This is a genomic window from Methanomicrobium sp., assembly GCF_055145805.1.
In genome coordinates this window covers 24,889-36,700 of sequence record NZ_JBSREC010000070.1, presented here as the reverse complement: position 1 = coordinate 36,700, position 11,812 = coordinate 24,889, and the positions used below count along the sequence as shown (strand labels likewise).

Here is an 11,812-nt window from a genome sequence, read left to right as displayed (position 1 = left end):
AACTCAGTTGGTAGAGTGTCTGGCTGTTAACCAGAATGTCACAGGTTCGAGTCCTGTTGGGGGCGCTTTCGTTTTTATAATTTTTTTTGCAGGACTGTCAGGTATTTTTTATTAGAGAATTGTTTCTCATAACAATCAGGACAATAGCGATAACCTGCTTTTAGAATACCCTCCCGGGTATTCTCAGCAGGCGGGATTTAAAAAAGATCATCTGTTTTTTCCCTGATTTTTTACCACACCTAAAAGCAACAGGAGCAGTGAGGGAGGCTTGCCCCTCCCTCCGGCGACTTATCATAAATCAGGGGGTGGATTCAAAGGAGGGGGACTCTCCCCCTCCTTTTAGCATAATTTTTGGATGATTCGACTCTCAAGAAGAATTGTAGCCAAACAACTTCTCATATTCCTTGTGATCCATCCAGTCAATCAGCAAAGTGATACACCCATCTTCATCAGATGATATCCAGTATATCATTCTCCAGGAATTATTGAGATTATATTTCCAAAGATTATCGGGTTCAAACCTTTGATTAAATTTTTTTGGAATCAGACGCTTTGGAATTTGTATACCTGAAAAAGGATTTTTTTCAAGATTATCTATTGCTTTGTCAATTTCCTTTAAAGTTCTCAGGTCTTTTAAATCAGAAGAAAGTTTAAGTTTTTTGTATTTTTCAGAAGCACTTTCATCGTTGAAATAGACACGTGCTTTCATCTAATCCTTAAATCCTCACGGCTGTTATAGTACTTTACAACCTCGGGATTATATATCCAGCAGATGTGCCCTTTACTATCAACCGCAATTTTACCTGATTCCATAAGATAATCAATAATCTGCATAAAAGTCTGATACATCATCTGCTTGGGGAGATTTTTGCAAAGAGCAGTTTTTTTGAATTCGCCGCTTTTCTCTCTGATAAACTCCTCAACCATTTTTATGCTGTCAAGTGTCGGGGAGTGAACTCCGGATTTACTTTCAGCTGCTTCAGACATAATACCTAACTATCATTATATAACTATATATAATTATTTCACAGAATCTCAACACACCAAATCCTAAATACAATAATAATTCTATCAATAACTCATGGATGAGACAAGAAATATCCCCGTCTCAGAAAAAATCCGGGCATAATTATCAGATTTAAAAAAACCCAAACAATCATTTGATGAACTGCTTTCCAAAATGGCGGAACATGAGAAGAAAATCTGCCTTATCAAAGAGATGAAACAAATCGAAAAACGTGGCAATTTTGTGAATATGCCTTTTTGTGCAGAAAATGAAAGTTTAAAGAATTGAACTCAGATATTTTTCCCAAACCTGTTTTATTATTTTACAATATGCGAATTTTTACGTGTTCACAAATAATTTAAGAAATATTGTGTCATATTAATAATTATTATGTCAACCATCACTGTGACTGATGAGATTAAGCAGGAACTTAAGAAAATTGGTCATAAAGGTGAATCATATAGCGACATTGTAGACCGGCTTCTAAATTATTATTGCACTAAAAAATTAGATGCCGAATTAAATGATATTTTAGAAAATGAAGAATTCACACCTTTAGATCTGGAAGCAATCTAAGATGTCATATTCTCTTTTTGTCACAAAAAGATTCAGAAAACAATTAGGCGATCTGGATGATGCAGCCAAAAAAAGAGTTAAGGAAGCGCTTCTGGAGCTGATAGAAGATCCTTTTACATCCCGGCCCAATGCGGATATAAAACAGTTAAAAAATATGCTTCCAAAAAAATACAGGCTGAGAGTAGGAGATTATCGAATCTTTTTCTACATTGATAATGAAGATATAAAATTATTAAAAATAGCTGATAGAAAAACTGCTTATAAAAGATAAAGAGTGAAAAGACCCTATATAATCCCTTTTTTTCCGGCAACCCCTGCGCAAATACCACTTCGCAAACACGCTACTTCACTCAGGCCTTTACCATTACGATAGCCTGCTTTTAGAATACCCTCCGGGTATTCTCAGCAGGCGGGATTAAAAAACCCTGAAAAATTGTTTTCAATTTTTATTATTGAAATAGCGACAATCCAAAAAAATAAGGAGCCGCGAGGGAGGCTCGCCCCTCCCTCCGGCGACTTATCATTAATTCAGGGGGAGAGTTGAAGGGAGGGGGACTCTCCCCCTCCCTTCTTCATAATTAATAGTAAAATTTCATCCTTTATTATCCCCGTCTCAGAAAAAATCCGGGCATAATTATCAGATTTAAAAAAACCCAAACAATCATTTGATGAACTGCTTTCCAAAATGGCGGAACATGAGAAGAAAACCCGCCCCGCCGGCGATATGAACCAGAGAGAGAAACGTGGCAATTTTATTGAAATTATTTCTGAACAAAAATTGCCGTTTGAAAAATAACCTTTTTTCACACAAATCCGCTGAATAAACACGATTTATTAATCTATCCTTTCCGGCAAAAGAGTCGGCCGTGCTTTTTTGGAATGTTCACGAAGGCTTAAAAACAGTGAATGAGAAGATCAGGAGAAAGGGGAAATTATGATGGACAGGAAAAAAGCAATACAAATGTGTCTGTGCAAAATGTGCCCGAGCTTTGTTGAGTGCAATGAAGAGATTGCGTTCTGCCTTGAATCCGGGGGGAAAAGTAGCTGCATAAAAGAAGAAAACGGGTGCCTCTGTCCGGGATGCCCGGTTCAAAGTGAGGAGGGATTTAAGCATGTCTTCTATTGCACAAGAGGAAGTGAAACCAGCCAGTAATGAACCAGATAAAACCTGGGTCTGCAATGTCTGCGGATTCATCTGGAAGGGTGATGCTCCTCCGGATGAGTGTCCACAATGTTCCAGTCACGGCTCAGAATACTCAGATTCCGAAGCAAGGAAGAAGCTGAGATATGACGGCGAAAAGTTTGATGTTCTTCTGATAAACGGCAGCAACCATCGTGCAAACAACACCGGATTTATGATGGATCTGGTGGAGGAGGTGCTAAAAGAGAGAGAGGTAAGTTACCGCCGCTATAATCTGAATGAATTTCATATAAATCACTGCTGGTGCTGCTACAGCATGAGGGATAATGCCTGCACTTATCCATGCAGAGACCAGCTGGATGACATGCCTGCATTACATGAGATGATCATCGCATCAAAAGCCGTCATCATCGGATCTCCCATAAACTGGAATAATATGTCTGCCCGGCTCAAGGATTTTCTTGACCGGTTAAACTGCATTCAGAATCAAAACCTGTTGAAAAAACCCGGATTAACGAATGGTAAAATTGTGGGAATAACAGTATCCGGTCATGAGGACGGGGCAACCAAGACTGCCATGGATATCTACCTGTATTTCCAGCAGATGGGTTACCTGCTTGCACCGTTTGGAATCTCCTACAGGACACACGGCGCCCAGTTTAACACAGATACAGATTCAAATTATTTAAGAAATGACCCGCTTGTTCTCTTTAAGGTCAAAGGAATGGCAAATAATGTCGTTGAAATGATAAACCTGGATCTTGAAAAAAAATTAAAGGGAAAGCTTGTGCCTGTTGCGGAATAAAAAAACAAACAGGATATAAACATAAAAAAAAGGCGATAAGCAATATTTTTTCTCATAAAAAACTGCCTGCTTTTAAAAATATATATTTTGGAGGTTTTACCTGACCATGTCATACCCTGTATTTTTTCATATCATTTAAGAGAGCATCTGTAAGCAATATTAATTCATCTGCAAAAAGCCCCGCCATCTCCACAAAACAGATTACGCAGCCTTTGCAATGATCATAATCAATTACAAATTCCATATCAAATGCCCGGTCAGGAATAAACGAACCCTCCTTAAAATTACATATTTTCCTGCTTTTTTATCACCCAAAGTATTATACATGTTTATTGCATATTCCCCACTATTCGCCACCAGAAATGCTGTGTTCAACAACAACATCTGTTGGCAGTTGGGAGGCAATGAATAATGAAAACTGTTTTTGTAAGGCCTGAACTGTGCATCGGGTGCAGGCATTGTGATGTTGCGTGTGCTATTGAGCATGCAAAAAGCAAAAATCTCTTCGATGCAATCTGTGAAAAACCCGTTTCAATGCCACGTATTTATGTGGAACCCGGGATAAATTACCTGACTTTTCCTAACCGGTGCAGGCACTGCAGTCCTGCCCCCTGTATGCAGGTCTGTCCGACTGAAGCACTGTATCGTGATGAAGATACAGGCACTGTTGCAATCGATTATTCCAGATGTATAGGCTGTGCGGTCTGTGCCATGGCATGTCCGTTTGGCATCATTCAGTTCCAAAATGTTTTTCAGACTGATAATGAACGGGAAGTCAATGCCAAGTGCGACAACTGTATTGAACGCCAGAAAGAGGGCAGGATTCCTGCCTGCGCCGAAGCGTGCAAAACAGGCGCTCTTGAATTCGGAGATGCCAATGATCTGATCCGGGTCAGCAGAAAGGACTTTTCCATGCGGGTAATAAAGTCTGCCGGAACAGATGTCGAAGTTCCAAAAATTCCGGAGAACATTGCAGCATTTCGGAATATTATGAAAAAGATAGCTGAGACAAGAGAGGAAACAGCATGAAAAACTTAATTTTGCAAAGTAGGGGTGATTAAAAATGTTTGATATATCAGGGGCAAAGAAGATTGCAGAAAAGAGAGCTTTGGATGCAACCGATCAGGAGATAATTGCAAAGACAATCGAAGACGGAGTTGAGACTGCATGGGACAGGCTTGAATACCAGCAGCCGCAGTGCGGCTTCGGGCAGCTTGGCGTCTGCTGCAACAGGTGCACAATGGGACCATGCCGCATTGAGCCGTTTGGCAAAAAACCGGACAGGGGAGTCTGCGGGGCAACAGCTGACTTAATTGTCGCACGAAATGTTCTCGATGATCTCTCAACCGGAGCAGCGGCCCATTCCGATCACGGTCGTGAGGTTTTAGAGGTTCTCCTTGAAACAGCCGAAGGAAAATCGCAGGGCTATCAGATCACTGATGAGGTGAAACTGAAGCTTATTGCAGAGGAGTATGGCATAAAAACAGAGGGGCGGAAGAAAGAGGAGATTGCAGAGGATCTTGCCCGCGGCATGCTTGAAGAGTATGGAACTCTCAAAAACAGCATTCAGCTTGTGGAGAGGGCACCGGAGAAGACTAAAAAGCTCTGGAAGGATGCAGGCATATACCCTCGCAGTGTTGACCGCGAAATTGTTGAGGCCATGCACAGGATACACATGGGTGTCGGTGCTGATTATGTGAACATTCTCCTGCACGCAATGAGAACATCTCTGTCTGACGGCTGGGGAGGATCTATGATGGCCACAGAAGGATCTGATATTCTCTTTGGCACCCCGACCCCGGTTAAATCATGGGCAAACCTCGGCGTACTCTCGCATGACAAGGTCAATGTGGTGCTGCATGGCCACAACCCTGTTCTCTCCGAGATGATCGTTAAGGCAGCCGAAGATCCCGGGCTGATAAAGTTAGCAAAAGAGAAAGGTGCAGAAGGCATAAACCTCGTAGGCATGTGCTGCACAGGCAATGAACTGCTTATGCGCCACGGGATTCCAATCGCAGGCAATATGCTCGATCAGGAACTTGCCATTGCAACCGGTTCTGTCGAAGTGATGGTCATAGATTACCAGTGCATATTCCCCTCCATTGCCCACACAGCCGGCTGCTACCATACAAAAGTAATCTCGACCAGCAATAAATCAAAGGTGCATGGTACCACCTATAAGGAGTTCCATCCGGAAACAGGCCTTGAAACTGCAAAGGAGATTGTCCGGCTCGCAATCGAAAACTATCCCAACCGTAACCACGAAAGAGTTAAGATTCCGGCAAAGCCGATTCAGCTCATGGCCGGATTTTCAGAAGAGGCGATCAGAAATGCACTTGGCGGCACATACAAACCGCTCATTGATGCCATTGTCGCAGGCAGTATCAAAGGTTGTGTCGGTGTTGTCGGGTGCAACAACCCAAAGATCAAACACGACTATGGCCATATAACGCTTGCAAAGGAACTTATCAAACGGGATATTCTCGTTGTCGAAACAGGGTGTGCTGCAATTGCAAGCGGAAAAGCAGGACTTTTGGTTCCGGAAGCTGCAGATCTGGCAGGGGACGGACTAAAAGCCGTATGCAATTCTCTTGGCATCCCGCCTGTTCTTCATATGGGTTCATGTGTTGACTGTTCAAGAATACTGATGCTTGCCGCCCATGTCGCAGACGAACTCGGTGTCGGCATAGACCAGCTGCCGCTTGGCGGTGCCGCACCTGAATGGTACTCACAAAAGGCAGTCTCCATCGGGACTTACTTTGTTTCATCAGGAGTTTACACAGTTCTCGGAATTCCGCCGAAAATTTTTGGAAGCCCGAATGTCGTGCAGTTACTGGCAGTTACATTAAAGGATGTGGTCAATGCATCTTTTGCTGTGGAACCGGATCCTGTCGCTGCCGCTGACCTTTTAGAAGCAGAGATCGAACGCAAAAGAACGGCGCTTGGCATCTGAAGAAAAAATATCAGTTCCTTTTTTTTGACGGATATGATATCATGGATGAAAAAACACTGGACGAAATAATCGCCTGTTATGATTCACCATCAGGAAGGCTTCTTGGTATTCTCAGCGATATTCAGAATGAGGAGCGTTATATCCCGCGTGAATCACTTGAGATGCTTTCAGGGAAGCTGGATGTTCATCTCTCACAGCTGTACAGTCTGGTCACCTTCTACTCATTCTTCAGCCTGGAGCCGGTTGGTGATCACAGGATTACAGTCTGTATGGGCACTGCCTGCCATGTTAAGGGTGCAGCAGAAATTCTCAGAAATCTTGAAGAAATGCTCGGACTTCCGGCAGGGATTACCGAGGATAAGAGAAAACCTGTCACGACAGAAAATAATGCCTTTACACTGGAGATCGCCCGCTGTTTTGGAGCATGCAGCATTGCGCCGGTTTTAAGGGTTGACAATAACCTCTACGGGTATGCAAAACCTGAAGATCTTCGAGGCATTCTTGAAGATTACGGATGGAGGAGAGATGATTACTGAGCTGCCTGCCGGAATAATCAGACGGCAGAATTCCGGGCTGAAAAAACTAAAACCCGACATTCCCCGCATTACTGTAGGCCTTGCAACCTGCGGTGCGGCGGTTGGCGGCACTGCAATATATGAGCGCCTGCATGAGGCTGTTCAGAAAAGAGGGCTGAAGATCTCACTTGTCCCCACAGGCTGCATCGGCTACTGCAGAGAAGAGCCGATTGTCACAATTGCACATCCAAAAAAACCGCTTGTTCTTCTTCACCGGGTTAGTGAGGACGATGTGGATGATATTCTTGATGCGGTTCTTTCAGGAACAGTTCCCTTCGGTAAGGCACTCTGCCGGATAGAAGAGTGGGATCACCTGATGGGGCATAATATCACATACGGCCACGGCTTTGAGGAGATACCGCTCTATTGCGATATCCCGTTCTTCGGTCAGCAACAGAAGGTGATCCTCAGGAATACAGGCATCATAAATCCCGAGGATATCGATGAATATCTTGCTGTCGGCGGTTATTCGGCTGCGTCTGATGCTCTTTTAAACATGAGTCCTGATACTGTCCTTGAGGAAGTGGAAAACTCCGGCCTTCGCGGCCGGGGCGGTGCGGGATTTCCTGCCGGGCTGAAATGGCGGATAACAAAAGAGAAAAAGAGCGATAAGAAGTACATCATCTGCAATGCCGATGAGGGAGACCCCGGTGCATATATGAACCGCAATGAGATGGAGAGCGATCCTCATATGCTCATTGAAGGAATGATTCTCGGAGCTTATGCAATAGGCACTGAAGAGGGCCTAATCTACATCCGTGCAGAGTATCCGCTTGCTATCTTCAGGCTTAAGCATGCCATTGCAGAGGCACGTGGATGCGGCATTCTCGGAAAGAATATCTTTGGAACTGATTTTTCCTTTGATATTAAGATCGCAACAGGAGCAGGTGCTTTTGTATGCGGAGAGTCAACAGCTCTCGTTGCATCTATTGAAGGGAGAACAGGCCGTCCTCACCCGCGTCCCCCACGCCTGACAGACTCGGGACTCTGGGGAAAACCTACTGATCTCAACAATGTTGAGACCTGGTGCAATGTTCCGGTGATAATTAAAAACGGCAGTGAATGGTACAGAAATATCGGAGCTGAAAAAAATTCCGGCACAAAAGTATTCTCCCTTGTCGGGGATGTTGAGAAGGTCGGGCTTGTTGAAGTGCCTCTCGGAACAACCCTGAAAAAAATTGTACTCGATATCGGAGACGGCGGTGCGGATGGAAAGGCCGTTAAGGCTGTTCAGACAGGAGGGCCTTCCGGCGGCTGCATTCCTCTCCGGCTCTTTGATACGACTGTGGATTTTGAGAGCTTAAATGCCATCGGATCAATTATGGGTTCCGGCGGGATTGTTGTTATGGACGAGGATACGAATATGGTTGATATTGCCCGTTATTTTATCAGTTTCGCAACAGGAGAATCGTGCGGTAAATGTATCCCCTGCCGGGAGGGACTTAAGCACACGCTTATTCTGCTCAACAAAATTCTGGGAGGCAAAGGAACAGCTGAGGATCTTAATACCCTAAAATCACTCTCTGAGACGATTGCCAAAACCTCGCTCTGCGGGCTGGGCCAGACTGCGCCAAACCCCGTTCTGACTACCCTTGATTATTTCAGGGAAGAATATGATGCACTGGTGAAATTATGACTGATGAAATCTGCATTAACGAAGAGCTGTTAAAAGAAAGTCTGGAGGATGTCACTGTCATAATCAACGGAAGCAGGTATCCGGCTAAGAAAGGGGAGATAATGCTTCAGGTGGCAATAAGAGAGGGTATTGAGATACCTCACCTATGCTATGACGCATCGCTCTCACCCTATGGTGCATGCCGTCTCTGCATGGTTGAGAAGAAGTGCAGAGGTGGAAATGAGATGGTAACATCCTGTACTCTGCGGGCAGAGGACGGACTTGATATTGTCACTGACTCGCCTGAGATTCTCCGCCACAGACAGATGATTCTGGAACTTTATCTTGCGGAAGCACCGAAATCCGAGGTTATAAAATCACTGGCAGCCCGTTACGGCGTTACAAAAACACGGTTTTTCAAAAAAGTGGATAAGACAGACCCGCTTGGAAATAAATGTGTTCTCTGTGGACTCTGTGTCAGGGTATGCAATGAAATAATGGGTGCAGGAGCAATATCCTTTGTAAACCGCGGCCCGTATACTGTGGTCAGCACCCCGTTTCTTTCAGAAAATCCGTCATGTATGGGATGCAAAGCCTGCGTTTCAGTCTGTCCTACCCATGCCATTGAGACTGAGGACTCCGGCGATGAGCGGATTATGAGATCATGGAATGAAACCAAAGTAAAGCTTACAAAATGCCCTGTATGCGGAGGTTATTACGCACCTGACATGCTTTCCAAAAAGGTATATGAAAAGATAAACCCGCCTCTGGCAAAGAGTGTTCAGGAGATGTGCCCGAAATGCCGGAGCAGAAATATTGCGGATAAGGAGATTTCAGCTTCATCCCAAAGATAATAAGGAGTGATAATTATCATAAGTGACAGTAAAAATAAGCGAAAAAGGATAGCAGAGACTGCAAATACAATCAGAAAGAATACACAAAAAGTGCCGGAAAAAGGATTCCGTGTTGTGATAACCGGAAAAGGAGGTGTCGGAAAGACCACCATAACCGCTCTTCTCTCCCATCTCTTTGCACAGAAAGAATACACGACGCTTGCGGTTGATGAAGATCCTCAGATGAACCTGCCATATGCCATCGGAATGCCGCGGGAAGATAGTGATCTGATTGTGCCGCTCACACATAACCCCGATTATGTCGAGGAAAAGACAGGAGCACGCCCGGGTGAAGGCTGGGGGCTTATGCTTAAACTGAATCCTGATGTGACTGATGTTGTGGAGCGGTTTGGTGTGAAAGGTCCGGACAGGGTGAACATTCTTGTCATGGGGACAGTTGTTCAGGCTGCAACCGGATGCCTCTGCCCGGAAAATGCCCTTCTTGAATCTGTTGTCAGGTACATCAATCTCAGGGAGAATGAGGTCATTTTAATGGACACACAGGCAGGTGTGGAGCATTTCGGGCGTGCAATTGCGAAAGGGTTTGATCAGGCACTGCTTGTAACCGATCCCACCTTCAATGCCGTCTCAGTGGTAAAGCATTCTGCCCGGCTTGCCAGGGATCTTGGCATTCCTTATATTCATCTTGTAATCAACCGTGTGAGATCAGAACGTGACATCACAAAAGTGCAGGACATTCTTGGAGAAACTCTTAACCTTTTCACAGAGCAGTTTGTCATCCCGTATGAAGAGGAACTGCTGGAATGCGAACCGGATGTAACACCAATGCTCTCAGGAAATCCCGAATCTCTGTTTTTAACCAGGATTATGGACATTCAAGAAAAACTTGAAAGTTACGGGGAAAAACAGCTATAAATACAAATTAAATGAGTGGCATCTTTCTCAGGAACAGCCCAAAAAACATCTTAATTTTGCATTTAAATCACTTTGAAATTTAAATTAAACATCCGGGCAAAGCACAAAACCCGCTGCGCAACACATATTTATATCATCGTCAAGTATAATGAAGTGACGATGAATTAAATCGACGCGGATTGTTGTCATTTATAGCAATATCACAATCTTATTCCGAATTTTCATCAGCAGTGTTCTCCCTGTTTCACAGGAAATACAATTCAGATAATATCCCTGCGAAATCCACCAGCCAGCCGGAGGTTGCTTAAAAGAGGAAAGATCATGGATATAAAAAAAATCGATTATCCAAATATCAGTCCGTTAAAGATTGCAGTAATCACAGTCGCTGCCGTCATCATACTGGCTGCCGGCGTTATTTTTTTAAATGCACAACCTTCGGTACCATCAGACAAATTAGAGCCCTTAATTATCGCAACAGGTCCGCCTGATCTCTCGGCTCTGACTCTGATCGCCGATGAAAAAGGATATTTTGAAAAATACGGGCTGGATGTGACCCTTATTGAGACTCCCAGCGGTTTTGATGCAATGAAAAAACTCCTTTCGGAAGATGCAGACATTGCATATGCGGCTGAGTATGTCGGTGTAGGGGCCAGTATTAATTCGCCCGATATCCGGATTATTGCAAGCACGATGAAAGCCGACACCATCTCAATAATTGCCCGCAAAGACAGGGGAATTACAGTGCCGTCAGACCTGAAGGGAAAAACAATTGCCCTCCAGAAAGGGACCATTGCGGAGTTTTACTTAGGAAGGTATCTCGACAATAACGGAATAGATGAAACAAAGATAAAAACCCTCTATCTTCCGACTGCAGATGTTGTAGAGAGTGCTATAAGTGGCGAATCCGATGCAGCCGTCATCTGGCAGCCTTTTGTGCACCAGATAGAAAAGGAACTTGCCGGCAACAGCATAACATGGTCTGTACAGGGCGGCCAGCGCTACTACTGGGTTACTTTTACAAAGGCAGACGTAATCCGCGACCGCCCGGACATGATTCGGCAGTATCTCAGGGCACTCGATGATGCAGAGACATTCCTCTATTCGCATGAGCAGGAAGCAAAGGAGATAGTCAGGCAGCGTGCAAATATGACAGATGAGTACCTGAATACCACATGGGCAAAAACATGGTTTGTACTATCACTTGACCAGGGACTCATACCCACGATGGAAGAGGAGGCACGGTGGATGAGAGAACAGAATATGACAGACGGAAAAATCCCGCCGTCATATCTTGATATGATCTACCAGGACGCAATGCGGGAGGTAAAACCGACCGCTGTCAACATAATCAGGTGACAAACGCTGAGGTGCT

General features: G+C 44.4%; 14 protein-coding genes. 11 read left to right on the top strand and 3 right to left on the bottom strand.

The window, feature by feature from the left end:
• Positions 1–367 precede the first annotated feature (367 nt).
• A complete protein-coding gene (locus tag ACTB1O_RS06795) occupies positions 368–709 on the bottom strand; it encodes a hypothetical protein (protein WP_462994382.1) in 342 nt (113 codons plus the stop codon).
• Entirely contained in the window at positions 706–987 is a 282-nt protein-coding gene (locus ACTB1O_RS06790; RefSeq protein WP_462994381.1) for a hypothetical protein, read from the bottom strand. Before ACTB1O_RS06790 ends, ACTB1O_RS06795 begins: the two co-directional genes overlap by 4 nt.
• Positions 988–1,396: 409 nt before the next feature.
• Here ACTB1O_RS06790 and ACTB1O_RS06785 point away from each other — a divergent pair, with 409 nt between their 5' ends.
• The 4 genes from ACTB1O_RS06785 (at position 1,397) to ACTB1O_RS06770 (ending at position 3,528) form a co-directional block, all read left to right on the top strand.
• Positions 1,397–1,582, top strand: a complete 186-nt coding sequence (locus ACTB1O_RS06785) for a DUF7557 family protein (protein WP_462994380.1) — start codon at positions 1,397–1,399, stop codon at positions 1,580–1,582.
• Between the two features lies 1 nt (position 1,583).
• Positions 1,584–1,853 carry a type II toxin-antitoxin system RelE family toxin gene (locus ACTB1O_RS06780; protein WP_462994379.1) on the top strand — a complete coding sequence of 90 codons (270 nt, stop codon included), beginning with the start codon at positions 1,584–1,586 and terminating at the stop codon, positions 1,851–1,853.
• Positions 1,854–2,516: 663 nt separating this feature from the next.
• Entirely contained in the window at positions 2,517–2,735 is a 219-nt protein-coding gene (locus ACTB1O_RS06775) for a DUF2769 domain-containing protein (protein WP_462994378.1), read from the top strand.
• Positions 2,695–3,528: an NAD(P)H-dependent oxidoreductase gene (locus ACTB1O_RS06770; RefSeq protein ID WP_462994377.1), complete on the top strand. Its 834-nt coding sequence runs from the start codon at positions 2,695–2,697 to the stop codon at positions 3,526–3,528. The genes ACTB1O_RS06775 and ACTB1O_RS06770 overlap by 41 nt, the downstream gene beginning before the upstream one ends.
• 109 nt (positions 3,529–3,637) lie before the next feature.
• On the opposite strand, the gene ACTB1O_RS06765 is transcribed toward ACTB1O_RS06770, so the two are convergent.
• On the bottom strand, positions 3,638–3,772 hold the full coding sequence (locus ACTB1O_RS06765; protein ID WP_462994376.1) for a hypothetical protein: 135 nt from the start codon (positions 3,770–3,772) through the stop codon (positions 3,638–3,640).
• A gap of 167 nt (positions 3,773–3,939) precedes the next feature.
• On the opposite strand from ACTB1O_RS06765, the gene ACTB1O_RS06760 reads away from it, so the two are divergent.
• From ACTB1O_RS06760 to ACTB1O_RS06730, 7 genes are all read left to right on the top strand, one after another.
• A complete protein-coding gene (locus ACTB1O_RS06760) occupies positions 3,940–4,557 on the top strand; it encodes a 4Fe-4S dicluster domain-containing protein (protein ID WP_462994375.1) in 618 nt (205 codons plus the stop codon).
• Positions 4,558–4,591: 34 nt separating this feature from the next.
• Positions 4,592–6,481 (top strand): anaerobic carbon-monoxide dehydrogenase catalytic subunit, encoded by a 1,890-nt coding sequence (gene cooS, locus ACTB1O_RS06755; RefSeq protein WP_462994374.1) that lies wholly within the window; start codon positions 4,592–4,594, stop codon positions 6,479–6,481.
• A gap of 41 nt (positions 6,482–6,522) precedes the next feature.
• Positions 6,523–7,017, top strand: coding sequence for an NADH-quinone oxidoreductase subunit NuoE family protein (locus ACTB1O_RS06750; RefSeq protein ID WP_462994373.1), 495 nt, complete (start codon positions 6,523–6,525; stop codon positions 7,015–7,017).
• Complete coding sequence (locus ACTB1O_RS06745; RefSeq protein ID WP_462994372.1) at positions 7,007–8,692, top strand: NADH-ubiquinone oxidoreductase-F iron-sulfur binding region domain-containing protein; 1,686 nt, start codon at positions 7,007–7,009, stop codon at positions 8,690–8,692. The genes ACTB1O_RS06750 and ACTB1O_RS06745 overlap by 11 nt, the downstream gene beginning before the upstream one ends.
• Positions 8,689–9,525, top strand: coding sequence for a 2Fe-2S iron-sulfur cluster-binding protein (locus ACTB1O_RS06740; RefSeq protein ID WP_462994371.1), 837 nt, complete (start codon positions 8,689–8,691; stop codon positions 9,523–9,525). Before ACTB1O_RS06745 ends, ACTB1O_RS06740 begins: the two co-directional genes overlap by 4 nt.
• Before the next feature lie 6 nt (positions 9,526–9,531).
• Complete coding sequence (locus ACTB1O_RS06735; RefSeq protein WP_462994370.1) at positions 9,532–10,440, top strand: ATP-binding protein; 909 nt, start codon at positions 9,532–9,534, stop codon at positions 10,438–10,440.
• Between the two features lie 321 nt (positions 10,441–10,761).
• Positions 10,762–11,796, top strand: coding sequence for an ABC transporter substrate-binding protein (locus ACTB1O_RS06730; RefSeq protein WP_462994369.1), 1,035 nt, complete (start codon positions 10,762–10,764; stop codon positions 11,794–11,796).
• The last annotated feature ends 16 nt before the right edge of the window (positions 11,797–11,812 follow it).

Bases quoted from the DNA above. Each gene is read 5' to 3' on its own strand.
- ACTB1O_RS06785 (WP_462994380.1), top strand. From the start codon at position 1,397: ATGTCAACCATCACTGTGACTGATGAGATTAAGCAGGAACTTAAGAAA.
- ACTB1O_RS06775 (WP_462994378.1), top strand. From the start codon at position 2,517: ATGATGGACAGGAAAAAAGCAATACAAATGTGTCTGTGCAAAATGTGC.
- ACTB1O_RS06795 (WP_462994382.1), bottom strand. From the start codon at position 709: ATGAAAGCACGTGTCTATTTCAACGATGAAAGTGCTTCTGAAAAATAC.
- ACTB1O_RS06780 (WP_462994379.1), top strand. From the start codon at position 1,584: ATGTCATATTCTCTTTTTGTCACAAAAAGATTCAGAAAACAATTAGGC.
- ACTB1O_RS06770 (WP_462994377.1), top strand. From the start codon at position 2,695: ATGTCTTCTATTGCACAAGAGGAAGTGAAACCAGCCAGTAATGAACCA.
- ACTB1O_RS06790 (WP_462994381.1), bottom strand. From the start codon at position 987: ATGTCTGAAGCAGCTGAAAGTAAATCCGGAGTTCACTCCCCGACACTT.
- ACTB1O_RS06740 (WP_462994371.1), top strand. From the start codon at position 8,689: ATGACTGATGAAATCTGCATTAACGAAGAGCTGTTAAAAGAAAGTCTG.
- ACTB1O_RS06765 (WP_462994376.1), bottom strand. From the start codon at position 3,772: ATGGAATTTGTAATTGATTATGATCATTGCAAAGGCTGCGTAATCTGT.
- ACTB1O_RS06745 (WP_462994372.1), top strand. From the start codon at position 7,007: ATGATTACTGAGCTGCCTGCCGGAATAATCAGACGGCAGAATTCCGGG.
- cooS (WP_462994374.1), top strand. From the start codon at position 4,592: ATGTTTGATATATCAGGGGCAAAGAAGATTGCAGAAAAGAGAGCTTTG.
- ACTB1O_RS06760 (WP_462994375.1), top strand. From the start codon at position 3,940: ATGAAAACTGTTTTTGTAAGGCCTGAACTGTGCATCGGGTGCAGGCAT.
- ACTB1O_RS06750 (WP_462994373.1), top strand. From the start codon at position 6,523: ATGGATGAAAAAACACTGGACGAAATAATCGCCTGTTATGATTCACCA.
- ACTB1O_RS06730 (WP_462994369.1), top strand. From the start codon at position 10,762: ATGGATATAAAAAAAATCGATTATCCAAATATCAGTCCGTTAAAGATT.